Raw genomic sequence first — 24,977 nt, 5'->3', positions numbered from 1 at the left:
AGCCTAAAACCATACAGGTAATTTAACCTAAAAGACCGGGAATCGTTGCGTTTGAATTAAGACAATTCTAATGCGGGATTCGGCTGCCTAATATAAAAAAACACTCGAAAATGAACAAGTTGCACCTAGATCTCATTAGTTAATAATTGTCAGATTAAGTTGTAATTAGTTGATGTTGATCATGTTTTTTCTTCTGCTGTAGATCTACTCTATGCCTAACAGGATAGAAACATTTTTGTTCCACATTAGTCTTAAAATAAATCTAAGGAAGAGAAAGATGAGCAAAGAAAATGTGTTTTCAGTTTCGGGCGTAGCTAAGGCTGTCGCGATATCGTTATTTTGTTTTTCAGGTGCTGCAATGGCAGCTGATAGCGACCGTGTGACAGAACTAGAAGAACGCTTAGATGCACTAGAAATGGAATTAATTGAAGCAAAAGATGCCGCTAATCAAACTGACCGATTAACGTTCTCAAGCAGCAGCCCGTCACCAGAGTTTATATCGAAAGACGGCAAGTCGACCATGGAGTTTTCTGGTCGTATTCAATTGGACTATGTGAACTCTGATGATTTCTACACTGGCAGTAAACGTGAATTTGAAGGCGGAGCAAACACGGTCGACTTCCGACGAGTCCGCTTTGGCGTAGAAGGCTACTTTTCAAATGTTTGGAAGTACTCGTTAGAGTTTGATTTTGATGGAGAATCAGAAGTAGAAGTCAAAGATGCCAACGTGAGTTACCGTGGCTGGGAGAACCAAGAGCTTGAAATTGGTTTTCAAAAATTTGGCTTCGGCTTAGAGGCGACAGGCAGTTCTGCTCACCTTGCTTTTTTAGAGCGTGCGAGCACGGATACCTTCTCACCAGATCGTAATGTGGGTGTGCAATGGTTGTATAAAGGTAATGATTACAACTTGATGCTGGGCTTAGGTACAACCGCTAACATCAATGATGATGATTTAAACTTCAAACAAGATGTCTACAACGGCCGCTTTACTATGGCGCCGATTAATACCAGTGATCATTTATTGCATATTGGTGTGAGTGGTATGTACACCAACAATAATAGTGAAGCTGAAGAAATGCGTTACCGTGCAAGACCTAGCAGCAAACCGGTTAGCCGCACTATTGATACTGGTAAGTTTGATGCTGAATCAGTGCAAAGTTATGGCTTAGAGCTGGCTTATCAGCACCGTAATTTACTGATCCAAGGTGAATATGTAACGTCAAAAGCGGATCAGGTTGACGATGAGTCGGTAAGCGTTGATGCCTATTACTTACAAGCTGTGTATACCTTAACGGGCGAGCAATGGAACTATGGTAGTAAGAAAGGCACCTTTAAATCAGTAAAACCTGAAAATGCGATTTCTGCTGGTGGCTATGGTGCTTGGGAAGTCGCCGCACGTGTGGATGTTGCTAACTTCGATGATACCGATGCCGGTATCTATGGCGGAGAAAAAACCGATTACATCGTGGGGGTAAACTGGTACTTAGAAAATAACCTAAAAGCGCAGTTTAACTATGTTCGCAGTCAGTCGGATTATAAGCAGCCATATACCGACATTAACGGTGTCGAAATGTACGATCAAGATGGCAATATTTTCCAAGCCAGATTGCAATTTGCATTTTAATTTAAGGGGATATGTTGATGCGAAATAATCTATTTTTAATTGGCTTGGTGAATGTGTGTTTAAGCTCTAGTGCCTATGCATTATCGCCAGATGCGTTTACTTCACTTGAATATCACGTGAATACGGGTACAGCGAAAACGATGCCTTATGCAGCGACTAAGCAAACCGATGAATTTAAAGAGGCATTTAACTTTATCGATTTAGAAGAGCGCCTTAAAGTCAAATTGGTGACTTACTTAGATACGCCAAATCGCGCCTTCAAAGCCAAGGATATTAATATCCGTGTGCGTGAAGATGTGAGTAAGCCTCGCAAAAGTAAAATTACCGTGAAACTACGTGCAGCCGACCCAGAAAGTTTTGGTGAACTGTCTAATTACCGTAAAGCGGAAATTGACTATACCGATGGTAAAGCGGCATACAGTGTGAGTTATGACGTGCCATATTCTCCAGCAGAGATTGATGTCAGAAACGTGGATATCGACTCGGTATTTAAGGTGTTAAAGCGCCATTCTGTGTTGTGGGACATCGTTGGCGACATCTATGAAGCTCATCAAGATGAGATTATTCAAACAATGGTCATGCGCACCCATGGCTGGGAAGGGGCGGTAAAAGATAAGCGTTTTGATAATGTAGAAGTGGACTTTCAAGTATGGACTCCATACTACCGTAAGCCACGTATCAGCTTTAATGAGTTCTCGTTTAAAGGGCATGTTAAAGACAAAGAGCAATTAGAAAAAATGTACCAATACTTATACCAACAAGTTGAATCTGTCGGTTATGAGCATGGTCATAGTGGTTCGAAAACAAGTTCCACTTTTAAAATGAGTAAAGGATTCAACTAGTTTCCCGCACTCACCCATGACTGGGTATTATCACCCTCACTCCCATTGGTAGTGCCCGGTCATGTTTTCGCTTTACCTTCCATTATCAATACTACAAGGAGATGCCAATGTTTGGCTTTTCTCGGATTTCTACGCTTCTTTCTCAGAGTCAGTCTACCGAAACCAATGTTTTTTTATTTCTAGATCAAGTGACCTTAGCGCAACATAAGTTTGTTTATATGTGGCAAATGTATCTCACCCATGGCGCTAATAGTGATGAGTTTTCCAATGCGTTAGCTGAATTACAAGCTATTGAACATGAAGCCGATGTGCTCAAGCGAGAAATTGAACAAACCTTATATCGTAAGACGCTTATTCCAGATTTACGGGGTGATGTAGCGTCACTTATCGATTTAACTGACCGCTTAATCAATCGACAAGAGACTATAGGTTTGCACCTGCAAATTGAAAAACCATTAATCCCTCAGGCGGTTGAGGCTGATTTGATGGTGTTACTTAAGGCTGTAGGCAATACCATTGACCACACTTTATTGTGCGCCAAAAGCTTTTTTACCGATTTACAGCGGGTGCAGGAATATCATCAAAAAGTGATCATGTTTGAGTCTGATGCAGATAAAGCCTGTACTCGAGCTAAAACGATTTTATTTGATACAGACTTGCCACTTATTAACAAAGTGCAGCTGCGTTATTTCTTTGACCGAATTGATCAAGTGGCTAATTTAGCCGAAGACATCAGTGACAGGGTAGCCATTTTCACGTTAAAACGCGTTCAGTAAGGAGTGCAAATGGATATTGCGATTTGGGTGTTTCTATCAAGTGGCTTGTTTTTAGGTTGGTCACTGGGTGCAAATGATGCTGCGAATGTCTTTGGTACCGCTGTTGGCTCAAGGATGGTGAAGTTCTCTACTGCCGCGATGATTTGTTCGGTGATGGTCATTTTAGGCGCTGTGATAAGTGGTGCTGGTGCGTCACATACGTTAGGCGCGTTGGGTAAAGTGTCAGCTATTGGTGGTGCTTTTACTGTGGCATTATCTGCAGCGACAACCGTGTACTTAATGACAAAATCAGGTTTACCGGTATCCACAGGGCAAGCCATTGTGGGGGCGATTATTGGCTGGAACCTATTCAGTGGCATGGCAACTGATCCCGAAGTGCTCACTAAAATTTTAAGCACATGGGTGATGTGTCCAATCTTAGCGGCAATTACGGCAGTTTTGTTGTATAAGGCGGTGACCAAAGCAATTAACTGGTGGCGTCCAGGGTTATTCCAGCTTGACCAATGGACTCGAGTCGGTTTGATTTTAGCTGGCGCTTTTGGTGCCTACAGTTTAGGAGCGAATAACATTGCCAATGTGATGGGGGTGTTTGTATTAAGTGCACCTATCGATACCATCGAGCTGGCTGGAATAGAGTTTACCGGCGCGATGCAGTTGTTTTTCTTAGGGGCTGTTGCTATCAGTATTGGGGTATTTACTTACTCTAAAAAAGTGATGATGACTGTGGGTGGTAACTTGATTTCAATGACACCTGTAACCGCATGGGTCGTGGTAATGGCGCATTCCATCGTGCTATTTATTTTCTCGTCGCAGTCATTGTCAAATGGCTTTGTAAATATGGGCTTACCAGCGATTCCATTGGTGCCGGTATCGAGCTCGCAAGCCGTGATTGGTGCCGTGATAGGCATTGCTTTTTTAAAGCGATTGCCAATTCAATGGCCTGTATTAGGTAAGATATTAGTGGGCTGGGTTATCACACCAATATTATCGGCCGTAGCGTGCTTTATTGGTTTGTTTATCGTGCAAAACTTGTTTAAGCAAGTGGTGGTGTAAGCCTAGTTACTCAAGGTTTCTGTATTGGTTTTGCATTTCAATTGGCGTCATCGAAAAGTACTTTTTAAATGCCGAAGAAAAGTTAGAAACATGGTTGTATCCTGAGTGGTATGCTACTTCCCCCACTGATTGATTGTCAAAAATAAGGCGTCTTCTGGCATGCTCAAGGATCTGATTGCGGATGTACTCTTTGAGTGTCAGTTGATGATGCGACTTAAAATAACGTTGTAAGGTACTAACACTCGCGCCAAGTTTGTCAGCGATTTGTTTGAGAGATAATGATTCAAATAGTAAGGATTCAATTTTTGCCTCAAAATCAAACTGACTTACTGGTAAAGGGGAGTTGTTAATGTCAGGCTCTTTTGGGGGAGTCGCATCTCGATCGAGGTTGTCACTTAGTAGCGTAAAACTGTCACAAAAAAATTGTAATGCCAGTTGCTCTAATTCCCATTGGAAGTTAAGTGTTTCATCGAGGCTTTTTTGATACAGCTCAGCGGCTAATGTTAGTTGTTTTTCAGTGCATGGCCACTGAAAAACAGACTGAGCCGAGGCAAATATTTTCTCAATATGCAGCCTGTCAGCCATACTGCCACAGCGGGTTAATAACCATTGTTTGGTAATGCTTAAATTGACTTTTTTGACCTGCTGTTGCTGAGTAAAAAACCGAGTAAATATCTGCTGTGAATTGATAATGTTGATGAATAACACAGGCGAACTTTGCGCTTGAATATCATAGCGCTGATGTTCTAGTGCAAAGCTAACCTTACCGGCCAGTAATACATTAATGCTAATGCAGGCATCAATCTGCGAGTTGCTATAACCCTCAGTATGTTCAGTCATATTAACGCAATGAACATCAATACCACTGGGCAGTTTTTTAAAATACACCTTACCGGTAATCAGCTCCTTTGAAGCAATATCTTTTGCTTCAATAAAAGCATCTTCATAGCCTGCATCTTTGATTTTTCTTGATAACTCAACCTTTGATAAGCGTGTATTCATACCTAAGTTGCCTTTTCATAGTAAATGGCGATTACGCATAACAGCTTGGCGATTTCGCATAACAATGAGTGAAACAAACACCATAACACAGTGGTAACATAATGATAATAATTCTCATTACAGTTGTTCGGAATGATTTTCATCCACAAGGAATCGTTATGTTACCCAAGCGCTTTAAAATAAGTTCGACAAGCTTAGCTGTTGTTACAGTGCTTACTTCTTCAACGGTATTTTCGGCTGAGTCTGAAGACACTGAAATAGAACGTGTGACAGTATGGAGTACCACTGTAAATGCCTCTTCTATGTATTTAAAAGAAGAAGCCATTGCCAGTAAACAGGCTGATCATATCAGTGACTTATTACGCAGCATTCCTGGTGTGGATGTTGGCGGAGCACATTCGTTAAATCAGCGTATTACGATTCGTAGCATGGATGATAAAGACTTAGACATATCGATTGATGGTGCTAAGCAAAATAACTACATGTATCACCACATGGGTAACTTGCAAATTCACGCTGATATTTTGAAGTCAGTTGATATCGATGTGGGTAACAACTCAGTCATTAACGGCGGCTTAGGTGGTTCGGTAAGATTTGAAACCAAACAAGCACGTGACTTATTGCAATCGGGTGAACGATTTGGTGGACGCGTGCAAGTGGGGGCTGGCGATAACTCTGGACAAACCTACTCAGCCACAGCTTATGGTTTGATGACTGACAGTGTTGATTTTCTTGGCTATTACAATTTGGTCAATCGTGAAAATTACGAAGTGGGTGGCGGAGAAATTACCGATTCAAATGGCGATGTCATTGAAGGTACTGACGGCACGGTAAGAGGGCTTGAGGGCGAACTTGATGATGCACTAATTAAGTTCGGCTGGGAGCCGAGCGATAATCAGCGTATTCAACTTAGTTATGAAAAGTACACCGACGAAGGTGACTACAGCTACCGCCCTGATATGGGGCTTGCAACTGATATCGCTATTACCGAGTCATTAAATGTGCCACTGCTTTGGCCGACGAAATTTACGCGTGACACCTTGGCGCTTAATTACGAGCTAAGTTTGGCGTCAAGCTTGATAAAAGCGGCAGCATATTCCAATACTAGCGAGCTGTGGCGTGATGAAACGGGCTATGCAGATAATCCTGATTACGCAGGGTGGGCAGCGATTGTCACCGGAGAGGCAAAGAATCAAGGCATAAACTTATTAGGTGAAACCACGCTGACAGCTCTGTGGGAGCATGACTTTACCTATGGTTTTGATTATGTGAAACATGATACAGATTACTCTGCTCGATACACTGCTAGCACGGATGAGTCTGCTGAAGAATCGTCAAACATTGCTATTTTTGTTCAAGATCGAATTGCCTTTAACGATTACATCAGTTTGATCCCAGGTTTACGTTATGACCAATATTCAGTGGATTCTAAGGTCGTTGATAACGACTTTGATAATACTGCATGGGCGTTAGCGTTAGCTATTCAGCCTACTGATGATTTAGTGTTTAATGTCAGTGCTACAGAGTTATTTAAGGGGCCTGAAATTGGTGAAGTGTTTGTCGGCGCAGGTTTATATGACACCACCAATCAAGAAATTGAAGCCGAATCTGGGGTTAACTATGAGCTAGCTTTTGCATATCAATTTGAAGCATTTGGTGATGATAATATTTCCCTAGGGGCGACCGTATTTAAAACCGAAATCAATGACTACATCTACGATTATGCTACAGCACCTGCTACTTCTGGAGGTCGATATTGGAAAGACAATATCGGCGATATGGATATTGAAGGTTATGAGGCCTACATTAATTATCTCAATGGTGGTTTTTCAGGCTCGGTAACCTACTCAAGTGCTGAAAGTGAATTACAGGCGTTTGAACAATATAGTGAATTAGACGGTGCACGATTAGATAGACAACAAGGTGATACAGTCAGTGCAACCTTAGGTTATGCATTGGATGACATGGGGTTGTCGTTTAATTGGGAACTGCTTTATGCCGATGACGTGCCTGCTGGACTTGATTTAGACGGTGCAAGTCTTGATAACAGTAAGCAAGGTTATACCGTGCATAACATCAATGCCAGATGGGATATTGCAGCGGTTGAAGGGTTAACCATTATTGCAGGTGTCGATAACTTATTTGATGAGTATTATGCTTCGCAATCTTCTCGTACTGGGGTGTCTTTCCATCCTCGATTTGGCGAGTTGTATCTGCAAGATTTTGAACCTGGCCGTAATATTAAGGCCACGGTGTCATATCAATTCTAATGGCAAATTCATGGCTACGCACGGCAAAAGCAAAACGCTTTTTTAGCTTTTGCCGTTGGTTACACATCTATGTGTCATGCACTTTATTTTCCCTGTTAGTCTTTTTTAGCCTTACGGGGATTACCCTTAATCACCCCTCTTGGACTGCTCAAGCCACAAGCGAAATCCAAAGCTTACCTTTACCTGTGCAATTTGCTCAGTTTGAAGGAGAGTACCCGCTTAACGCGCTGCAAGCCTATATCGAACAAAAAACGGCACTGGCTTCTCCACGCAGTATTGATGTGCTGGTGGACATGGGCGAAATCACCTTTGACTACCCTTTGCCTGCAGGTTATGCCTTTGTCACCGTGTTACTTGATGACCAACTCATTGAAATTGAACGCAGTAGCCAAGGCTTACTGGGGTTAGTGAATGACCTGCATAAAGGCCGGCATAGCGGCAATGTGTGGTCTGTGGTGATTGATGTGTCCGCAGGGCTGATTTTACTGTTTTCGATTACAGGGTTGATTATTTTGCTTCAAAACGCCAAACACCGCCGTATGGGATTCATGGTGGTGGCTTTGGGCAGCATTACACCTTTAGTGGTGTATTTGATAGCGGTGCCAAGGTAATCGCAACAAGGAAAAATTCAATGAAAAATAATGCAACAAAACTCATGGTGCGGCTACAGATCGCGTTGTTGTTACTTATCGGCTTATTAATGACACCCACTTGGCTGCAAGCTCAGGAGTTTACGGTGTCGGTTGAGATTCCAGATATAAAAGCTGCGCCATACCATAAACCGTATGTGGCGATCTGGATTGAAACTCCGCAGCGTCAGGGAGTGCATACATTGGCTTTTTGGCGACAACAAGCTGACTGGTTTAAAGACTTACGCCAGTGGTGGCGAAAAATAGGTCGTAGTGGTTCACCTGATTATCAAGCCGTGAGTGGCGCTACGCGTAAGCCGGGAGTGTATAGCATTCATTGGGATGGTCGATTGGAAACTGGAGCAATGCTGCCAGCAGGCGATTATGTATTACACGTTGAGTCAGTCAGAGAGCAAGGGAGTCGCGAATATTTACGCCAAACGTTTTCATACCCCAGTAACAAACAAGAGCAGTTGGTTCTTGAAGGAAAACAAGAGCTAGGCACAGTTACATTACTTATCAAATAGGAAGATCAATATGTCAGTTAACGTTAAGCTTATTTCACGTGCAGTCGTGGTGATAGCAAGTGTACTTGCCGTATTTACTAGCACGGCACACGAACGGTTTATTCTGCCGTCTCATACCTTGTTATCAGGTGAAGCACCTCAATCTATTACTGTATTGGCGAGTATTTCTAATGATATTTTTCACCCTGATAGACCATTGGGCGACAGTGGTTCAGGACGAGATGTCGGTGAGCTAAAAGAATATTTTGCGAACCTTGAATACACGGTGATCGCGCCAGATGGCAAGGTGTCATTAGACACACAATGGGCTGCGTATTCACGTATGTCTGTTGCTGATGTGACCTTAGCTCACGAGGGAACGTATCGTGTCGGCTTGGTACAACCGGATGTGTTAATGACTACCTTTGTTAACGCTGAAGGTCAGCCTGCTCGTTTATGGGGGCCGTCACCTGAAATTCCTGCCGGAGCAACAAAGGTGGTTCGTCGAACAACAGCATCAAGGGTAGAAACGTTTGTGACGTTAAACAGTGCGACTCATCAGGCGATTGCCTCTACTGGGACTGGCGTTGAAATCGTGAGTAAAACAACCCACCCGAATGATTTATTTGCTAATGAAACTGCACAGTTTCAATTGCTTTTTAATGGAAAACCTTTAACGACAAACACTAAAGTGAAATTGATTAAAGCCGGAACACGTCACCGTAATGACCGAGATGAGCAAATTTTGGATGTGACCAAAAATGGTGATATTAGTTTTACCCCAAGCCAAGCAGGTTTTTACTTGTTGATTGCAGAAACCCATGTTGATGCTCCAGATGCAGCAGATATAGATGTGAAGCACTTTAGCCTTTATTTGACCTTAGAAGTGTTTCCAGAATAATAGGGAAATATAGGCCAATCGCTAAAAAAGCCACCCTTTAAAGGGTGGCGAACCCATTTGGAGGTTGGGTGCACTCACTTTGCATAAGGGGCAATACCTTTTGGCAAAGTACTTAGTTAACGTGCAATAGATACAAGTAAAATGGCATCCTGCCCAATGACTTCCTTGTTAATACGACGAAATGGCTAAAGTCATTTCTTCGATGGATTAGCCAATTACATGGCTATTAATCACTTTCAGTGCTTTGGGTAAGACTGAACAGTCACTTTTAAAAAAGCTTAATGATACGGTTTCTTAACAGTGACATTGTTTGCTGGTGGTTTAATTAACGCGCTTCGTGAATGGTTCGACGAAGCGCTTTATATGCTAATGACAGTCAGCACAAGTATCGTTTGGATCTTGAACTTCATGCACGATATGACAGGTTCCACAATCTAAAACGCCATCATGTTGTTGATGAATTTCACCATCAATACTATCTAATCCACCGTGACAATCGATACAGGTTTGGTTTTCATACGCCATATCTGCTGATGGTTCACCATCCATGTGGCAAGCTTCACATCCAGCCATGTCCGTATGAGTGTCTGCAATTGATTCAGCAAATGCAGCACCAGAGAAGCTCAGTAAAATCGATAGTCCTAAAACTTTAAGCATGGTTAACTCCTAAATAATGATTAAGCTACGGTCATTTGACCGGTATAAAGAATGAAATTACGAAGCAAGAGGACACCGAATAGGCTACAACTTGCTGTGATGGCGACATAAGAGAATTTGCGTTTTGCTGATGCTGTCATAAATAGGTTAAATGCAAGTGGCATAGCTAGACCGACAACGACAATCCCTGCCCAGAACACCCAGCCCCAGAAACCTTCACCAATGGCATTGAGTGCGGCAACCTGACTTTGACCACCGGTTAAAATTAACCCTACGAAGAAGGTAAATAATAAAGCGAGTTCAAGCAGGATAAGTGGGATCTCAATGTTATGGATAAAGTGCACTTCTTTACCGTCAGGGTTGCCTTTCATTAATACGCCACCTAGCAATGTGCCTGCCGCGCCAGAAGAGATACCCGAGATTAAGAACAGCATTGGTAGTACAGGGTTATTCAGCATTGGGAATGTGGTTAATGCTGACAGTAAGAAGCCTGTGTAGGCGCCTAATGATAGTGCCAAGATGACAAGTAACCCTGTAATCGTTGCTTCCATCTTTAACAAAATATCCAGCGCTTTATCGACGATAGGCCAACGGTCATTACACCAATGACGGATAGGCTCTTGGAATAAACAAGCCAACCACGAGAATAAAGCCACTTGATAAACCATCAGTACAGCAACGCCCACTGACATCACTGAAGTTGGGTTGTAGAAAACCAAAATTTTCCAGAAATCAAACGGCTTGGTTAAGTCAACGACCAGGATCCCAAGGCCAGCAAATACAGCAAGAGGAGCAATAAGACATGCTGCTCTTACAAAGCTAGACTTATAGGCGTTTTTACCCAATTTGAAGTGCTTTAGTAATACTGCAAAACAAATTGCCCCAGCAGAGATCCCTGCTAAAAATAAGTAAATGGCGATTGGCCAGTGCCAAATGAGGCTGTCAAAATGGAATGGGCTCATAACTTGATTTCTCCCTCTTGGGAAGCAATACGGAACACTTTAGGGCGTGTACCCAGTTCGGTTTTACTTCGGTAGTTAGGCGTCGTTTTAAGGACTTCAACCACTTGTGAATGTGGATCTTTAAGGTCACCAAAGGTGAGCGCTTTTGTTGGACAAGCTTCAACACATGCTGGTAGGCGACCTTCTTTTAAGCGGGTCTCCTTACAGAAGTCACATTTATCAGCGGCTTTAGTGACAGGGTTAATAAAGCGAATTTGATATGGACAAGCAGCGATGCAATACAAGCAACCAACACATTTCCATTCATCAACGCTGACAATGCCAGTTTTAGGATCATGGTAGGCAGCGCCCGTTGGGCAAACGTTAACGCATGGTTTACCTTCACATTGCTGACAGGACTTACGGGTGAAACGATAAAATTGATTGGGATATTCACCAAAAGGCCCTTCGCGCTCAATATCTAAACGGCTAACCCCTTCTGGTACATTGTTGGTTTCACGACAAGCGACGGAACAAGCGTTGCAACCAATACATTTGTTTTCATCATGAATAAGGGCATATTTGCAATTTGTGCTGTTATCTTCTTTTTGACCGCCAGAGTTGGCGATACTTAGGCCAGATGCGCCTGCAGCGCCAACGGCTGCAACACATGCTCCTTTTAAAAATAGTCTTCTTTCTTTTTTCATCGTTTTATCCTCCTAATTATTTGCTTTCATGACAGCTAACACATGATGCGATGCGCTTGCTTTCAGTTATGCCAATAATTGGATCAACTTCTGGATGCAGTTGGTGACAGTCGGCGCAGTTAACCTTGTTAGAATGGACATTGTGGGTCCAATCTGCAGCAGCTAACTCTTCTTGACCGTGACAAGCCATACAGGCAGCTGTTTGTTGTGCTGCTGTAGCGGGGGAGTTTTCACCAAAACCAATGAGTTCTGATTCGCCTCGTGGATGCTTACCTTTCTCGCCATGACAGTCCTGGCAGGTTTGACCTAATGCGTCATTAGCATGCATGCCATACATGTTGCCGTTTTTCTTATGGCACATGATGCATTGGCGATTTTGATTCATTTTAAATTCAGGGGTGTCAGCCTTGGCGACAGGCGCGGTAAAACCGAGTACCACCATCAAAATAGAGGTCAACAAGGGAAGGGTGATTTTTGAAATTCTGGACATAATGAGCCCTCACATAATTCAGTGATACAGTAACGTCTAATAGGGATTTGAGTGCTGAAGCCTAGCTTCAGCACCCGATAGCACTAAGCTGCGAGAGAGTTGCGAATTAATGATTCATCACATTGTTGGTTTTTAGCTAAGTGAATCACTTTAATACCAACCTCTGCTAATGAATGGTCGATGAACTCATTATTTTCAGGTGTGTTGTGTTGAGGATCTGTAATCACCAGTTTGACTGCTGAGTTATCATCGACGACAACATAATCGAGGTGACAATGTTGTAGATGCTTGTGAGCATCTTCTGGCTTGTCTGTTTTATCAATATCTACAATATTATCCATCGTAGTACCGTATAAAATATTATATTTACCTTTAGCAATTGAATTGAGCTTATTGAAAAAACCAACGGGTTTATTCGCAATTTTTTCAGGATTCAATTTAATATTAACGCCCACATTCTCTACATTGCTGGTTTTGAAAAACTTTATACATGTCATTGTAAATGTTATTAGAACAAAAGGAACAACAAGGAATAATACAAAGTAGACAAAAGCATAGCTTAATATGACTGATGTGTTCATAAACGCCTCCAAACTTTCATTGATTATTAAATTTATTTTTAAAGCACATTCAGTATTTCCTTGTGAGGGTTTATAAACATTGATTTAAATCAATTAAATAATTGGATGGTTATTTTTATATTTAAATATCAAATTTGAGTTTGTTTATTATTATTTAGATTTTACAAATTTTAAAAGGTATATTTTGAATTGCGACTTTTGAATATTTAAATGTGATATTTTGATTTTCGAAATTAGCTTGTTTGTTATTCTGTTTGTTGAGATTTTACTTTATTAAAAAGTAGCAGCCACAAGGGGTTGGTGGCTTTTGTGAAGTTTTTATTTCACTGTTTATAGGTTTTTATATATAAAAATGCGTTATGTTTTTTAGTATTCCGATATTTAAATATTTATTATTCATTTTCTGTATAACCAAATAAGTGACATGGCAAACATTTTCATAAAACAATTAAAATAAAATAACAAAAATAAATTTAAATTGGGTATTATTAAAATGAACTTATCATTGGGAGGTATTTAGATGAGAGATATTAGTTATAGTGACCTAGATTTATTGAGTATCAATATTCTAGTTAATCTGTATGAGAACAAGTCTGCGACATTTGTATCTAATAAATTGAATGTGCCAGCACCCAAGATAAGTCGTTGCCTTAAGCATGCACGAGAAATTTTTGGTAATGAGCTTTTTATTCGCAAAAAATATGGCTTGGTGCCTAATGAGTTTGCAGGCAAAGTTTATCCGATTGCTAAGCAGATACTTGAATGTTCAAACAGCCTGCAGCAGCTGAATGGTGAGGCGATAGCTGATAATATTCATAACTTTGAGATTGTTGCGCCAGATCTTGTTTCTTTTCCTTTTCCTAAGATGTTGCTTACGTCCATTAGAGATGCAGGAAAAGATGTCAATTTTAATATCTCTGCATGGAATAAGTCTTCACTTGATCATATTGTCTCTGGGGATATTGATATTGGTATCTGTTGTAGCAAAGCAATAGATAATTTGGAAAGCATAGATGATAATTTAGCAGTATTACCGTTAAAGAAATTGAATAAGCTATTTTTAATTTGTGATGAGAAACATCCAATTCTAAAAGAAGAAATAACGTTAGAGTCAATAGCCAAATACCCTTACGTTAATAGTAATGTTGGTGATGCAGAACAGCGAATGAGTGCTTTTCAAGAGTATTGTTATCGTAGAAAAATACCGCTTAATACTGAAATGGATTTAAATGGTGTTTCCAGTTTATTTGAGTATTTAAGACAAACTAATGCGGTTGCTTTACTACCATATAGCTCGATATATAACATGATCAATACAACGCCAGGTTTACACGCATGTCGTTTAGCTGAAGTTGAATCTGATAGATTATATATGGAAGTAAAAGTACCGACGCTATATATGATTTATAATAAAAATAATCATGAAGCTAACTTACAATGGTTAACTGAAAAAATTCAAGGTTTGGTACATTCAGCGCTTCACTAATTGTTCATATAAAACTGAATAAAAAGCCACTTAATTAATATTGAGTGGCTTTATTATTTTTAACTTTTTAAAATTGATAGAATCTAATTGTTATTGATTCTTATTTGTATTTATTCCGCAACAACTATTTCATTACTTGTCACTTCATCATTGTGAATATTACTGATATTCATATTTCGATATGTTTGTTGATATTTTTCAAATTATCGGTCATGTTTTCTATTAATAACGCAGTGAACTCTGATGTTTTAGCTTCATGACATTGTAAGTAATGACAGGGGACAACGTTATTTGCGGGGGTTTGAAGGTGAGTATAGTAGAACTCGGTCATATCAATGAGCTCAATGTCATCTCTTTGTTTACTTAATTCAAATGGGAAGACCGAAGGAGCCCAGCAAATATCATCTGAGTTAACGACACGTTCAAATGCCATGACAAGGCTTGATGTGATCAAACTGATGTCTGCTTTCAAGTGAGTGATTTCACTACAACGACTCACGATTTCAGTAAGCGCTGATGTGGGACCATTATGGATGAATACTAGGCGATTTTTAAGAATACTTTCAAGGGTTATTGGCTGCTGTAGGATTGGATGCCCTTTACGTACCGCTAAAAACCAGAACTCAATATCACCCAACTTATTATTGATTATATTGTCATGGCTAAAAGGAAAAGAAGAAATAGCATAGTCTATTTTTCCTTGTGCAATTTTTGTTCAGCACTTTCTGTCCATGGGTGGATATCAACGATATGGCTAACGCCTAACATCTCGCTGGTTTTATCAATCGATTCTAAAAGAAACATCGACATTTGCTCGGGAGCGCTGATATGGAGTACGAGATCATTTTCAGGCTGGGTCTTTGCGGCCGTAGCCATATCATCGTATGCACTGATGATATTTTTGGCTAAAGGGTATAAACGTTCAGCCATGGCGTTTGGTTGAAGACCGTATTGCTGGCGAATAAACAATTCATTATGAATAACTTCTCGCATTGTGCTGAGTGCACGGCTCACCTTTGGCTGGGTGCTGTTGAGTTTTTCAGCTACAACGCTACCATTTTTATATTCAAATAGGCCAATCAGAACTTTAAGCGTAAAGTAATCTAGCCTTGATAATTGTTTTTCCATGAGTTTTACCAAGCGTTTGAGTTATTCATCTTTTGCGAAGTTATCACATCATTATGGTGCTAAATCGAATGCAACTCACAGTTTACCTCTTTAGGGGTATTATTAGCTAAATATAATACTTAAATACTATATTATTCAGCAAGATAGGGAATACAATTGAGATTGTTGTATGTATTGCTGTAACCATGTTGTTGACAGTTTGTATGTTGGTTTTGCTGAATTTTTGTTCAGTTGTAGTGTTTAGGTGCGAGATATTCGTAGCGAGTTTTATAAGATTTCATTTGAATCAATTACAATTAGACTAACCTAAATGGTTTGTACAAATAGTTATGCTGATATAAGGCGATAAACTAGATGGAAATGAATGTATGGTATTAAGAGCCGTTATCACATTTGTATGCTTTTTCCTGACCGCATGTGCTGCTCAAGTCGATTCGCCTTTGCCGTCAGGCACTCAAGCATCAACTGACATTCCCAAAGCTGATGAACGCTTATGGAATGAAGCACGACTGCTGCAGTTTCATCAGCAATGGCAAGGGACACCTTATCGTTTAGGTGGGCTGACTAAAAAAGGGTTAGATTGTTCAGGGTTAGTGTATGTGGCTTATCAAGATCTCGTCGGCCCAAGTTTGCCACGCACAGTGCAAGGGCAAACTCACCTTGGTACACGCATTAATAAGCGTGATCTTCAAAGCGGTGACTTAGTCTTTTTTAAAACCACAGGTTCAGGTCGCCATGTTGGTGTGTATTTAAGTGGACATCGTTTTTTGCATGTTTCGACTAAAAAAGGCGTGATGATCTCGAGTATGGATAATGTGTATTGGAAACCCAGATATTGGTTTGCCAGCCGTTTATAGCTTTCATCGCTGTAACTCTTGATCAATCTCTCCGCTTCAGCGATAAAATTGTGGTATTTTAGCCGCATCTAAAGTCTAAAAATCCATTTAGTCTTACAGTAATTTTAATGATCAAGTTTAAGGACCTCGTCATGACCAAAGCTAAAATCGGTATTGTTACGGTAAGTGACCGTGCAAGTGCAGGTGTGTATGAAGATTTATCGGGAAAAGCCATTATTGATGTGCTAAATGAATATTTAACATCAGAGTGGGAACCTGTTTATAAGGTTATTCCTGACGAAACTGCAGTGATTGAAGCCACACTGATTGAAATGGCTGACGAACAAAATTGTAGTCTAATTGTGACCACCGGCGGAACAGGTCCTGCGAAGCGTGATGTGACTCCTGAAGCGACAGAAGCAGTATGTGATCGCATGATGCCAGGCTTTGGCGAGCTAATGCGCGCTGAATCATTAAAGTTTGTGCCTACAGCTATTTTATCTCGCCAAACAGCTGGTTTACGAGGTGACTCACTGATTGTTAACTTACCTGGCAAGCCAAAATCAATTCGTGAATGTTTAGATGCAGTATTCCCAGCAATTCCATACTGCATTGATTTAATGGATGGTCCATTTTTAGAGTGTGATGAGTCTGTGATTAAGCCATTCAGACCGAAAGCAAAGTAGGTTAGCGGTAAGGGCTAGATTGAATAAAAGTGCATTTATATTCTTTCTAGCTCATTTACGAACTAGCTAGAAAAGGTGGGGTTAATCTGCCTTTTACATGCCTTTTGATAATGTACATAAATCGTAGAAGCTGTAAGAATATCCAATCTGAAACGGAGATAGAAAGTAAGGATACTTTTAATGGCTACTGCAAATTCCATCCCTAATGATTTAGCAATCCATATCGTTGAAAAAAGAATGCATGTAGATGCTTTGATTATCGCATTATACAGCGTACCAACTGTTCAAACATTCAAGCATTTTAAATTTGTTAACTCTCATATTGTCGATGATTATGCGAAGCCTGGTCAGGTTGTGTTAATTTCTCCTATTAATAGTGTTGAGTGCACAATTGCCGAGGAAGACTTTAAAAGGTTTGCAATAGAAATTGATCAAAAATTGCGTGAGCTAGATGAATCTGAAAAAGAAGTTTTAGCAAAACGTTATGACCTTTTGAGTAATACGGCAAAATACAATGGATTACTGTTGGGAATTGCTAACAATACATGGAATGCACAAGTTAATTTTATAAAAGAAAACCTTAAGCAACTAGAACAAAGCTATGTGAGGTCTTATAACTCTTCTGGAAATCTAAAGTCTCCGCAGTTTTTGCAAAGACGAAAAATTATTTTTACCAAGCTTAATGATGCTCTAATGCGATTAGGTCAGCCTCAAATGGGTGGCAATTTGATATCTGGAGATATCAAGCGTAATTTAGGTTTAAGCAGTAAAAGCATGATACGTCAATGGAACACCATGGGCGGACAAGCTAACACAATACCCGGATTTGCTGAGAATTATAAAACTGTTGCTAGTATGGCGAAAAACTTAAAAAGAGTTGGCTACATTGGTATTGCTTTAACGGGAGTTGAAGCAACAGCAAACATACAACGAGCCTGTCTCGAGGGTACAGAGCTTGAGTGCACTAAGGCTAAATATGTTGAAACTGGTAAGGGCACTGGGGCTGTGTTAGGTGGGGCTACAGTGGGTTTTGCTGCTAGTTATGGATTATGTAGTTTAGTCTTTAGTTTTCCTTCAGCTGGTACCAGTTTTCTTTGGTGTGGTGTCGTCGCTGGTGGAGTTGGTGGTTATGCTGGTGCTCAGTTAGGTGGTGCTGGCGGTGGTCGAGCTGGAAAATTATTATTTGAAACTATGGAGAAGTAATTAAGCCACATGGAAATATTATTTATTTCGAACTTTTTGTTCATGGTTTTTTTGGGCTTTTGTATTTTATTTCCTTTACTGATTTATATCCATAAAAACTATATAGCCAAGGTTGAGGCTGAACTAGAAGACGTTAAAATTTTCTCATTTAATCTCATCACAACAGGGCATGGCTGTTTGCATTATGCTAGTGTTTTTATGTTTGACTGGTATGCCAAAAGACATCAGTTACTAGATAGAAGAAAATCTGTTGCAGCAGATCTACAAAGGCCTTTCAAAATATATTTTATTTTGTTTATGATGTTGCTGTTAAGTGTATTACTAATGGGTTTACTTCTTATGTTATTCCCAGATTTATAGCGTTTATTGTGCCAGCCCCTTCATTTATCTTCCTTGTAAAACCTGCTACGGAAGGTTTTTTATGCTAAATCCATTAGTTATTAGTTATTAGAGTCAACTAACAACTGATGGGTGTTATAGCTGAGAGTGATGGTTTGCATGGCTTAGATTTTAAGGCACCAAAGTATATTGAACGAATGGGCTACAAAGATGCGTTGATCACTACTCTCATTCTATTTGACAATAGAAATTTGTTACTGAATAGGTAAAATAAAAAACCGTATTTTCAAGTACAGTCGAGATAACATTTAGCAAGGATAGCTAATGAAAAACCGTTTACAGTGGCTCCGTAGTTTCGTATTACTTGCTATATTAGCGCTTGCTTATCCTATTTTAAGTCATGGAGTTGATATGTTTGGTTGGTTTAAAAAAGGAAGTCTTTTTAAGCTCAGAAATTAATGGCGTTATTACTGAAAATGGTATCCCGGTGGCTAACATAGAAGTGACGCGTTCATTAATGTATATCGATGAAAAAGATCATATTGATGTGGCAGTGACTGATGTTAAAGGCCACTTCCATCTTCCTCAAAAAAGTATTCGTTCATCAATTCCCAATAGGCTTTTCTCTGAAGATAGAGTGTCGCAACAGATTACTGTAGTTCATGATAATGAGCTGCTGCCTATATGGTCTGCTAACCATATTGGTATTAGGGAAGTACCAGAGTTTTCTAGAAAACTATCAATTATGGCTTGTGATTTAACTGATAAACGAGTGACTTTTCAATTCAAAAATACCAATAACGAGCATCTTGACCTTATGGCTTCAAGTCTCTGCCGTTGGTATGAAGATTACACCGCTGTATTAATTTATAATGGAGATAAGCAATATATTGTTGAAGATGGTGATTTTAATAAATTAACGGATCGTTTTACCGGTAAGGTAGTCGAATTATGAGCTACACAATTTCACCTAGTATAGCAGCGAGTATAGCTTCAAGAGTTTATGACACTAGGAAAAACAAAAGTTTTCAAAGTGATTTCCATCCTGATTTTATTAAAAACTTTCAAATAACCAATAGTCAGATCAAAGGTGTGAGTGGTGGCCTAATTAACCAATTATTAAATCGCAGTACCGGTTTTCATTAATGGCACAAGGGGTATCACCACAATTCAAACAGCATCATATTATTGGTGTCCGTGGCACTGTGTTTACATCGTTTGCTGACTGGTTGAACAATGGCAATATCGCTACAACAATTGGGCCTAAGACACTTGAAGTGCATTCAGGATTTGAAAACACGTTTAGTCGTATGCAGTCTGCATTTAATGATGATGTAACACTGCACAACCCTAGCTGTTTGCACTTTGTGGGTCACATGGACTAGAGTTAGTTGCAAGTATTTCCCTGCTCCTCTGAAACGTTGTGATTATTTAGGCTAAACATTTAGACGATTTTTGCTGCACAATAGAAGGGTAAGTAACTTGGATAGTTTCAGTTTTTTTATGGCCATACTGTTCGTCTGTAGCGGATTTTTGGCAATCTCTTTGCTAATTTATATATATAAAACAAATATTAGCCAAGTTGAAGATGTAATAGAGGGCGGTCAAAAGTATTATTCGCAAAATGTAGTTTTGGCAGGGCAAGGTATCCTTCATTATGCCAGTATTTTTATGTTTGAGTGGTATGCAAGGCGATATAGTGCGGAAGGGTTAAGAGCGAGTGTCCCATATAAAACTAGACGCATTTTTGTCGTTTATTATTTTATTTTTATGACGTGTTTTTTTAGCTTAGTTCTTATGGGTATTTTGCAATACTTTTAACTGATTAGAAGGTTAAAGTGCTCATTAGGCCCATCTGGTTTTGTAAGAGTTTTAAGAGAATAGCTTTTATTACTAATCCATAAAAACTATATAGCCAAGGTTGAGTCTTCTCTAGAAGACATTAAAATTTTCTCATTTAACCTCATCATAACAGGGCATGGCTGTTTGCATTATGCTAGTGTTTATGATGTTGCTGTTAAGTGTATTACTAATGGGTTTACTTCTTATGTTATTCCCAGATTTATAGCATTCATTGCGTGAGCGCCTTCATTTATCTTCTTTGTAAAACCTGCTACGGCAGGTTTTTTTATGCTAAGCCCATGAGTCATTAGAGCCAGTTAAAACTGATGGGTGTTATAACATGAGAGTGATGTATTGAGCTTTCCATGGCTTAGATGTTAAGACATCAAAAGCATATTGAACGAGTGGGCTACATAGTTGCGAGTTTGAATAGAATCTTGTGCATTTTACTCACTTATTTAGCCCACTGGTTTATCGTTAAGCGTGTTATACCCATACTTGCTCTCAGGTCTGCATCAGGGGGAAGCTTGAATAGGTGTGTTACAACGAATTAATTTGCTGCTTTAAATCATACTCTGGCTCAGTGACGATTTTCTCTAGCGTGGCAATACGTTGCTTGAGCTCGTTATTTTGCTGGCGTAGCGCGTCTAACTCATGGCTATGGTTATCCGCTAAGTTGCTCGTTTTTGACTTTACATAATGCTTAAACATTTCTGTGGCAGTGGTGCCCACGGTGATGATGATGACTAATGCTAAGATTGCGTATTCTTGTTCCATGATGGACTCCTTGTCTAGATTGAGTGGACTGGTTCAAGGTGAGTTGAACCAGCCCGAGGGCATAGGCTACAAACCAAATACCACTTTTTCACTTTTCAGCAGTTTTTCTAAACCAAATGCAAGTGCAATTGACAGTACCAGTGTGGCTGCAGATGACACCAGTAATTGCAGCATCGGGATTTCGCGTCCTTTAATAAAGGCCATTAAGGCTTGCTGCTGACCAGAAACTGGCAGCCATTCCAGTACATCAGGGGCGATGTTGTAGCTTGCTGCCATAGATAAGGCGAGCGGTACAAACAGCACCATGGTGAGATAGGACTGAGCCTCTTTAAATGTTTTGGCCATAAATGACACAAACAATTGTAGGGTCGCCGCCATAATGGCGAGTGGAATGCCAATAAATAGCATTAGCCCCATAAAGTCTGGCGAAATATTTACGCTAAAGCCAAGCTCTTGCCAAGGCACAAAGGTGTAGGCAAATTTAGACACGATTAAAATCAGCAATAAGCCCAGCAATGCAAAGCAGGTGACTGCAATGATTTTACCTAGTACTAATTGGCGCGTACTAATAGGGTGGCTTAACAGCAGTGCTAATGAATTACGTTCACGTTCGCCCGCACTGGTATCAATAGCCAGGTTCATGCCTGAGATAAACACCGAATAAATCATGGTGAAAATGGCAATTCCTAAAATAAAGCCGCCTTTAGAGTCTGGCGTTGCTTGATCTTCTACTACCACTTTAATTGGCTGCACAACAGCAGGGTTAATCCCACGTGCAATGAGGCGTAAGCTGCCCATTTCTCCGCTGTAGGCTTGCAGTTGGTTTTCAACTCTGCGAATAGATTGCTGTAGCTTTTCATTTGAGTTATCGGCGATTAAGGTGATTTCAGCAGGCTTGGCTTTCGCCATGTGCGCTGCATAATCATCACTGATGATGAGCTCGATATCTTTGACATCTTTAGCTGCAACCCCTTCGTCAGTTGAAGCGTTAATGCCGCGATTATTTAAGAATCGGACTAGATCAGGCGCATTGTCGGCATTGGTGATCTTGATATTAAGATCTTCAGGGGTCGACAGCTGTCCGATTAATACCATGAACATACCGCACATTAATAAAGGTGTACCGATTGCGTAGTAAAGACCCGCCATGACAGAGCGCTTATCACGCATGGCATCAATCAGTTCTTTGCGAACCATCGCTATAATTGTTTTCATGAGATTGAGATCCCTTTGTTAGTCGATAACACTTGACTCATTTTACTCGTCAATGGGTATGGCAATGGTATCGACACCATTGCAGTTATAATGACAGGCTTATTCATTAGGCTGCGATTCCTTCGTCAGTACCGATGAGTTTAATAAAGGCTTCTTCCAGTGAGGTTTCACCCGTTTGTTGGCAAAGCTCCTCTGGGCTGCCTGTGGCAACCACTTTACCGTTAGCCATCACGATGACTTGGTCACATAAAGCGGCCACTTCTTGCATCACATGGCTTGAAAACAACACGCAATGTCCTGCTTTTTTAAGCTCAATCAAAATATCTCGCAGCAACCTGGTACTCATGACATCTAAGCCACGTGTTGGCTCGTCTAAAATGATGTTGGTTGGCTGGTGCACTATCGCTTGGGCTAATGCAGTTTTCATGCGTTGCCCTTGTGAGAAACCTTTACATCGACGGTCGGCAATATCTTCGAGCTTTAATTGCGCGATGACATTGGCTGTTGCTTGTTTAGCATCAGCCTTTGACATGCCGCTGAGTTCGGCAAAGTAACTAATGTATTCTCTTGGCGATAATCGCTCATATAAACCAAATGGGTCTGGGAATAAGCCCAATTGTGCTTTTGCTTTTGTCGGCTCTTTGGCAACATCAATACCATCGATTTCGGCGTGGCCTTCATCTGCCGCTAATAAGCCAAACACAGTTCGTAGACAGGTGGTTTTACCCGCGCCATTTGGGCCAAGTAGTCCAGTAATATGACCGTCATGAGCACTAAAGCTGAGGTTATCCAGTGCTTGTACGTCGCCAATTTTTTTCGATAAATTTGATACAGTAATCATGATTATTCTTCCTCAGCGGCAGCTGAAAGGGTTTCAACTGAGTTGGCATTTAAGTAAAAACTTCTACGAACATCCTTTTCTAAGCATTTACCGTCAATGTTATCTATCGAGCCACTGCTAACTAAATCTGCGATGAGATCGTTACCGCAGCTTTGATAAGCCACGCCATGGGTAGCAAATTCAGAGACAAAATGTTTAGCATTAGTGAGTTTTTCTGTGGCCATATCGCCCCAGCTTGGTGGCGTTGCAGGATCTAGCTCGCCTGAAAGCAAGAGGGTAGGAATGTCACTTGCGATAGCATCGCTAAAGCTGTTCTCTACTTGCGGCATATTCCACACACTGCACGTTGCCTCTAGTCCTTCTATCATGGTGCGTCCCATGTAAGAGTCTTGTGCTTGTTCGCGCATGCTTGTTGTGATGCGATGAATGTCTTCGCCACAAACCACAGAGGCGTGCATTCCCATGGCGATACCCGTGCTGTCTGAGGTTAAGGTGTAAATGCCTAATATGGGTTGGTAGTTCCCCAAAGCGGCTTGATGAATTGCATGGGGCGTTAACGAGCGAATGTTGGGCATGTATAGCGCCATTCTAATCGCACCGTTAAATTTACCTCGAGTCAGCAAAAAGCTGGTTAGCTCATCAGTTTGTGGATCGCGTACTTGTGTCTTGACTGGGGATTCAGCTAACTGATTATCGACAGAGATAAAATCTTGTTCAAGATCCGGGAATTGCTGACCGCATAAACTGTTTTGCTGACAGTCTTTAAAGAGAAGGCCATAGCCTCTATCGATGGCTTCACCAATAGCGATAACACTTTGCTGCATTGGTACAACACCATCTAAAGTCACGGTGGCAATCGCATTTGGATGTTCACGCATATATAGCTGCGCCATACGGGTACCGTAAGATACACCATATAAATGCAGTTTTTCATAACCTAAGTGTTGGCGAATCGCTTCAAAGTCAGTTAACGCCGTTAAGCTGCCATATTGCGTGACATCAGCATCTATTTCATCTAAGCAGGCTTGAGTGTCTTTCACATAGTCCATATCGTCATCATTAAACGATAGCACTGACATATCGTCATCATCACAGGCCAAGATATTAGATTGCCCAGTCCCACGTTGGTCAATCAATAAAATGTCGCGATCTTGACGGACTTTAGCCAGTATGCGGTCAAACCCTGCGGCATTTTCAATGGCTGATTGTCCTGGTCCGCCAGCAATGGCAAGCATGGCTTGTTTTTTAAAGCTGGGTTTAATCGCTGGTAATACAGCGTAATGAACGGTGATTTTCTTACCATCAGGCTTGGCTGGATTTTCAGCCACTAATAATGAGCCGCACTGCACTTGCTCAGATAAACCATCAACATAACACGCTGAAAGTGGTGCTTGTTCAATAGCAACAGTGCTTTCATCTGCCGCAGCAGATAAGCTCATCATAGACAGTAAACCAACTTGAACGGCGCTTATCAGCTTTGATTTTGTTGTCAGCCAACGGGCATTGCTTACCTTGTTATAGGTTCCTTGCAACATAACTTTTCCGATGTTCATTACATCTTTCCTTTTTGCATTTCAGGATGATTGTGGTAACTTAACATTAGTGTATCGGTGTATCAATGTATTAATACAGTAAGTAAAGGCTA

Annotated in this window: 27 protein-coding genes; 15 read left to right on the top strand and 12 right to left on the bottom strand. The window is 40.7% G+C overall.

The features are described from left to right. Positions 1-277 precede the first annotated feature (277 nt). From ACGEDC_RS08060 to ACGEDC_RS08045, 4 genes are all read left to right on the top strand, one after another. Entirely contained in the window at positions 278-1,624 is a 1,347-nt protein-coding gene (locus ACGEDC_RS08060) for an OprO/OprP family phosphate-selective porin (RefSeq protein WP_394497555.1), read from the top strand. 17 nt (positions 1,625-1,641) lie between these two features. Beyond that, a complete protein-coding gene (locus ACGEDC_RS08055) occupies positions 1,642-2,466 on the top strand; it encodes a hypothetical protein (protein ID WP_394497553.1) in 825 nt (274 codons plus the stop codon). A gap of 107 nt (positions 2,467-2,573) precedes the next feature. Continuing rightward, complete coding sequence (locus ACGEDC_RS08050; RefSeq protein ID WP_055024112.1) at positions 2,574-3,242, top strand: DUF47 domain-containing protein; 669 nt, start codon at positions 2,574-2,576, stop codon at positions 3,240-3,242. A gap of 9 nt (positions 3,243-3,251) precedes the next feature. Then, entirely contained in the window at positions 3,252-4,295 is a 1,044-nt protein-coding gene (locus tag ACGEDC_RS08045) for an inorganic phosphate transporter (RefSeq protein ID WP_080917260.1), read from the top strand. 6 nt (positions 4,296-4,301) lie between these two features. Here the strand turns inward: ACGEDC_RS08045 and ACGEDC_RS08040 are convergent, their stop codons facing one another. Then, positions 4,302-5,297 carry a helix-turn-helix domain-containing protein gene (locus ACGEDC_RS08040; protein WP_394497550.1) on the bottom strand — a complete coding sequence of 332 codons (996 nt, stop codon included), beginning with the start codon at positions 5,295-5,297 and terminating at the stop codon, positions 4,302-4,304. 158 nt (positions 5,298-5,455) lie between these two features. On the opposite strand from ACGEDC_RS08040, the gene ACGEDC_RS08035 reads away from it, so the two are divergent. The 4 genes from ACGEDC_RS08035 to ACGEDC_RS08020 are packed head-to-tail and all read left to right on the top strand — an operon-like array spanning position 5,456 to position 9,603. Then, positions 5,456-7,567, top strand: coding sequence for a TonB-dependent receptor domain-containing protein (locus ACGEDC_RS08035; RefSeq protein WP_394497548.1), 2,112 nt, complete (start codon positions 5,456-5,458; stop codon positions 7,565-7,567). After that, positions 7,567-8,178: a PepSY-associated TM helix domain-containing protein gene (locus ACGEDC_RS08030; protein ID WP_192021782.1), complete on the top strand. Its 612-nt coding sequence runs from the start codon at positions 7,567-7,569 to the stop codon at positions 8,176-8,178. The genes ACGEDC_RS08035 and ACGEDC_RS08030 overlap by 1 nt, the downstream gene beginning before the upstream one ends. Before the next feature lie 20 nt (positions 8,179-8,198). After that, positions 8,199-8,723 (top strand): DUF2271 domain-containing protein, encoded by a 525-nt coding sequence (locus ACGEDC_RS08025; RefSeq protein WP_192021781.1) that lies wholly within the window; start codon positions 8,199-8,201, stop codon positions 8,721-8,723. A gap of 10 nt (positions 8,724-8,733) precedes the next feature. Further along, positions 8,734-9,603, top strand: a complete 870-nt coding sequence (locus tag ACGEDC_RS08020) for a DUF4198 domain-containing protein (RefSeq protein ID WP_394497545.1) — start codon at positions 8,734-8,736, stop codon at positions 9,601-9,603. A gap of 366 nt (positions 9,604-9,969) precedes the next feature. Here ACGEDC_RS08020 and ACGEDC_RS08015 read toward each other — a convergent pair whose 3' ends face one another. The 5 genes from ACGEDC_RS08015 to ACGEDC_RS07995 form a co-directional block, all read right to left on the bottom strand. Continuing rightward, the gene (locus ACGEDC_RS08015) at positions 9,970-10,260 is read right to left on the bottom strand and encodes a cytochrome c3 family protein (RefSeq protein WP_055024119.1); all 291 of its coding nucleotides are present in this window, start codon (positions 10,258-10,260) and stop codon (positions 9,970-9,972) included. Positions 10,261-10,280: 20 nt separating this feature from the next. Continuing rightward, the gene (gene nrfD, locus ACGEDC_RS08010; RefSeq protein ID WP_080917252.1) at positions 10,281-11,222 is read right to left on the bottom strand and encodes a cytochrome c nitrite reductase subunit NrfD; all 942 of its coding nucleotides are present in this window, start codon (positions 11,220-11,222) and stop codon (positions 10,281-10,283) included. Further along, positions 11,219-11,908, bottom strand: a complete 690-nt coding sequence (locus ACGEDC_RS08005; protein WP_394497542.1) for a 4Fe-4S dicluster domain-containing protein — start codon at positions 11,906-11,908, stop codon at positions 11,219-11,221. The genes nrfD and ACGEDC_RS08005 overlap by 4 nt, the downstream gene beginning before the upstream one ends. A gap of 16 nt (positions 11,909-11,924) precedes the next feature. Further along, on the bottom strand, positions 11,925-12,398 hold the full coding sequence (locus ACGEDC_RS08000; protein ID WP_055024122.1) for a nitrite reductase: 474 nt from the start codon (positions 12,396-12,398) through the stop codon (positions 11,925-11,927). A gap of 83 nt (positions 12,399-12,481) precedes the next feature. Further along, positions 12,482-12,853, bottom strand: coding sequence for a DUF2726 domain-containing protein (locus ACGEDC_RS07995; RefSeq protein ID WP_244899742.1), 372 nt, complete (start codon positions 12,851-12,853; stop codon positions 12,482-12,484). Positions 12,854-13,499: 646 nt separating this feature from the next. Between ACGEDC_RS07995 and ACGEDC_RS07990 the strand changes: the two genes are divergently transcribed. Continuing rightward, positions 13,500-14,465 (top strand): LysR family transcriptional regulator, encoded by a 966-nt coding sequence (locus tag ACGEDC_RS07990; protein WP_055024124.1) that lies wholly within the window; start codon positions 13,500-13,502, stop codon positions 14,463-14,465. Positions 14,466-14,634: 169 nt separating this feature from the next. Here ACGEDC_RS07990 and ACGEDC_RS07985 read toward each other — a convergent pair whose 3' ends face one another. Further along, on the bottom strand, positions 14,635-15,102 hold the full coding sequence (locus tag ACGEDC_RS07985) for a hypothetical protein (protein ID WP_394497538.1): 468 nt from the start codon (positions 15,100-15,102) through the stop codon (positions 14,635-14,637). Positions 15,103-15,155: 53 nt separating this feature from the next. Further along, entirely contained in the window at positions 15,156-15,593 is a 438-nt protein-coding gene (locus ACGEDC_RS07980) for a LysR family transcriptional regulator (protein ID WP_394497536.1), read from the bottom strand. A 368-nt stretch (positions 15,594-15,961) separates the two neighbouring features. On the opposite strand from ACGEDC_RS07980, the gene ACGEDC_RS07975 reads away from it, so the two are divergent. The 6 genes from ACGEDC_RS07975 to ACGEDC_RS07950 all read left to right on the top strand — a co-directional run bounded on the left by ACGEDC_RS07975 (position 15,962) and on the right by ACGEDC_RS07950 (position 20,042). Further along, positions 15,962-16,450: a C40 family peptidase gene (locus ACGEDC_RS07975; protein WP_065110485.1), complete on the top strand. Its 489-nt coding sequence runs from the start codon at positions 15,962-15,964 to the stop codon at positions 16,448-16,450. A gap of 131 nt (positions 16,451-16,581) precedes the next feature. Next, on the top strand, positions 16,582-17,115 hold the full coding sequence (mog, locus tag ACGEDC_RS07970) for a molybdopterin adenylyltransferase (protein ID WP_055024127.1): 534 nt from the start codon (positions 16,582-16,584) through the stop codon (positions 17,113-17,115). A 180-nt stretch (positions 17,116-17,295) separates the two neighbouring features. Then, positions 17,296-18,318 carry a hypothetical protein gene (locus ACGEDC_RS07965; RefSeq protein ID WP_394497533.1) on the top strand — a complete coding sequence of 341 codons (1,023 nt, stop codon included), beginning with the start codon at positions 17,296-17,298 and terminating at the stop codon, positions 18,316-18,318. Positions 18,319-18,327: 9 nt separating this feature from the next. Then, entirely contained in the window at positions 18,328-18,678 is a 351-nt protein-coding gene (locus ACGEDC_RS07960) for a hypothetical protein (RefSeq protein WP_394497531.1), read from the top strand. Between the two features lie 394 nt (positions 18,679-19,072). Next, entirely contained in the window at positions 19,073-19,612 is a 540-nt protein-coding gene (locus tag ACGEDC_RS07955) for a DUF6795 domain-containing protein (RefSeq protein ID WP_394497529.1), read from the top strand. A 190-nt stretch (positions 19,613-19,802) separates the two neighbouring features. Further along, positions 19,803-20,042: a hypothetical protein gene (locus tag ACGEDC_RS07950; RefSeq protein ID WP_394497527.1), complete on the top strand. Its 240-nt coding sequence runs from the start codon at positions 19,803-19,805 to the stop codon at positions 20,040-20,042. 997 nt (positions 20,043-21,039) lie between these two features. Here the strand turns inward: ACGEDC_RS07950 and ACGEDC_RS07945 are convergent. The 4 genes from ACGEDC_RS07945 to ACGEDC_RS07930 all read right to left on the bottom strand — a co-directional run bounded on the left by ACGEDC_RS07945 (position 21,040) and on the right by ACGEDC_RS07930 (position 24,885). Then, on the bottom strand, positions 21,040-21,276 hold the full coding sequence (locus ACGEDC_RS07945) for a hypothetical protein (RefSeq protein WP_055024129.1): 237 nt from the start codon (positions 21,274-21,276) through the stop codon (positions 21,040-21,042). A 66-nt stretch (positions 21,277-21,342) separates the two neighbouring features. Further along, on the bottom strand, positions 21,343-22,491 hold the full coding sequence (locus ACGEDC_RS07940; RefSeq protein WP_080917243.1) for an ABC transporter permease: 1,149 nt from the start codon (positions 22,489-22,491) through the stop codon (positions 21,343-21,345). A 106-nt stretch (positions 22,492-22,597) separates the two neighbouring features. Further along, positions 22,598-23,332, bottom strand: coding sequence for an ATP-binding cassette domain-containing protein (locus ACGEDC_RS07935; RefSeq protein ID WP_055024131.1), 735 nt, complete (start codon positions 23,330-23,332; stop codon positions 22,598-22,600). A 2-nt stretch (positions 23,333-23,334) separates the two neighbouring features. Further along, positions 23,335-24,885: an alpha/beta hydrolase gene (locus ACGEDC_RS07930; RefSeq protein ID WP_394497524.1), complete on the bottom strand. Its 1,551-nt coding sequence runs from the start codon at positions 24,883-24,885 to the stop codon at positions 23,335-23,337. Positions 24,886-24,977 lie beyond the last annotated feature (92 nt).

The sequence above is a fragment of the Shewanella sp. ENK2 genome, assembly GCF_043568515.1.
In the GTDB taxonomy this organism is placed as follows: Bacteria; Pseudomonadota; Gammaproteobacteria; order Enterobacterales; family Shewanellaceae; genus Shewanella; species Shewanella japonica.
Note: the sequence above shows the minus strand (reverse complement) of the source record. Positions and strands in the feature narration are given on the sequence as shown.

Excerpts from the sequence above, each read along its gene's own strand:
- ACGEDC_RS08060 (WP_394497555.1), top strand. The coding sequence starts at position 278 with ATGAGCAAAGAAAATGTGTTTTCAGTTTCGGGCGTAGCTAAGGCTGTC.
- ACGEDC_RS08055 (WP_394497553.1), top strand. The coding sequence starts at position 1,642 with ATGCGAAATAATCTATTTTTAATTGGCTTGGTGAATGTGTGTTTAAGC.
- ACGEDC_RS08050 (WP_055024112.1), top strand. The coding sequence starts at position 2,574 with ATGTTTGGCTTTTCTCGGATTTCTACGCTTCTTTCTCAGAGTCAGTCT.
- ACGEDC_RS08045 (WP_080917260.1), top strand. The coding sequence starts at position 3,252 with ATGGATATTGCGATTTGGGTGTTTCTATCAAGTGGCTTGTTTTTAGGT.
- ACGEDC_RS08040 (WP_394497550.1), bottom strand. The coding sequence starts at position 5,297 with ATGAATACACGCTTATCAAAGGTTGAGTTATCAAGAAAAATCAAAGAT.
- ACGEDC_RS08035 (WP_394497548.1), top strand. The coding sequence starts at position 5,456 with ATGTTACCCAAGCGCTTTAAAATAAGTTCGACAAGCTTAGCTGTTGTT.
- ACGEDC_RS08030 (WP_192021782.1), top strand. The coding sequence starts at position 7,567 with ATGGCAAATTCATGGCTACGCACGGCAAAAGCAAAACGCTTTTTTAGC.
- ACGEDC_RS08025 (WP_192021781.1), top strand. The coding sequence starts at position 8,199 with ATGAAAAATAATGCAACAAAACTCATGGTGCGGCTACAGATCGCGTTG.
- ACGEDC_RS08020 (WP_394497545.1), top strand. The coding sequence starts at position 8,734 with ATGTCAGTTAACGTTAAGCTTATTTCACGTGCAGTCGTGGTGATAGCA.
- ACGEDC_RS08015 (WP_055024119.1), bottom strand. The coding sequence starts at position 10,260 with ATGCTTAAAGTTTTAGGACTATCGATTTTACTGAGCTTCTCTGGTGCT.
- nrfD (WP_080917252.1), bottom strand. The coding sequence starts at position 11,222 with ATGAGCCCATTCCATTTTGACAGCCTCATTTGGCACTGGCCAATCGCC.
- ACGEDC_RS08005 (WP_394497542.1), bottom strand. The coding sequence starts at position 11,908 with ATGAAAAAAGAAAGAAGACTATTTTTAAAAGGAGCATGTGTTGCAGCC.
- ACGEDC_RS08000 (WP_055024122.1), bottom strand. The coding sequence starts at position 12,398 with ATGTCCAGAATTTCAAAAATCACCCTTCCCTTGTTGACCTCTATTTTG.
- ACGEDC_RS07990 (WP_055024124.1), top strand. The coding sequence starts at position 13,500 with ATGAGAGATATTAGTTATAGTGACCTAGATTTATTGAGTATCAATATT.
- ACGEDC_RS07980 (WP_394497536.1), bottom strand. The coding sequence starts at position 15,593 with ATGGAAAAACAATTATCAAGGCTAGATTACTTTACGCTTAAAGTTCTG.
- ACGEDC_RS07975 (WP_065110485.1), top strand. The coding sequence starts at position 15,962 with ATGGTATTAAGAGCCGTTATCACATTTGTATGCTTTTTCCTGACCGCA.
- mog (WP_055024127.1), top strand. The coding sequence starts at position 16,582 with ATGACCAAAGCTAAAATCGGTATTGTTACGGTAAGTGACCGTGCAAGT.
- ACGEDC_RS07965 (WP_394497533.1), top strand. The coding sequence starts at position 17,296 with ATGGCTACTGCAAATTCCATCCCTAATGATTTAGCAATCCATATCGTT.
- ACGEDC_RS07960 (WP_394497531.1), top strand. The coding sequence starts at position 18,328 with ATGGAAATATTATTTATTTCGAACTTTTTGTTCATGGTTTTTTTGGGC.
- ACGEDC_RS07950 (WP_394497527.1), top strand. The coding sequence starts at position 19,803 with ATGGCACAAGGGGTATCACCACAATTCAAACAGCATCATATTATTGGT.
- ACGEDC_RS07945 (WP_055024129.1), bottom strand. The coding sequence starts at position 21,276 with ATGGAACAAGAATACGCAATCTTAGCATTAGTCATCATCATCACCGTG.
- ACGEDC_RS07940 (WP_080917243.1), bottom strand. The coding sequence starts at position 22,491 with ATGAAAACAATTATAGCGATGGTTCGCAAAGAACTGATTGATGCCATG.
- ACGEDC_RS07935 (WP_055024131.1), bottom strand. The coding sequence starts at position 23,332 with ATGATTACTGTATCAAATTTATCGAAAAAAATTGGCGACGTACAAGCA.
- ACGEDC_RS07930 (WP_394497524.1), bottom strand. The coding sequence starts at position 24,885 with ATGAACATCGGAAAAGTTATGTTGCAAGGAACCTATAACAAGGTAAGC.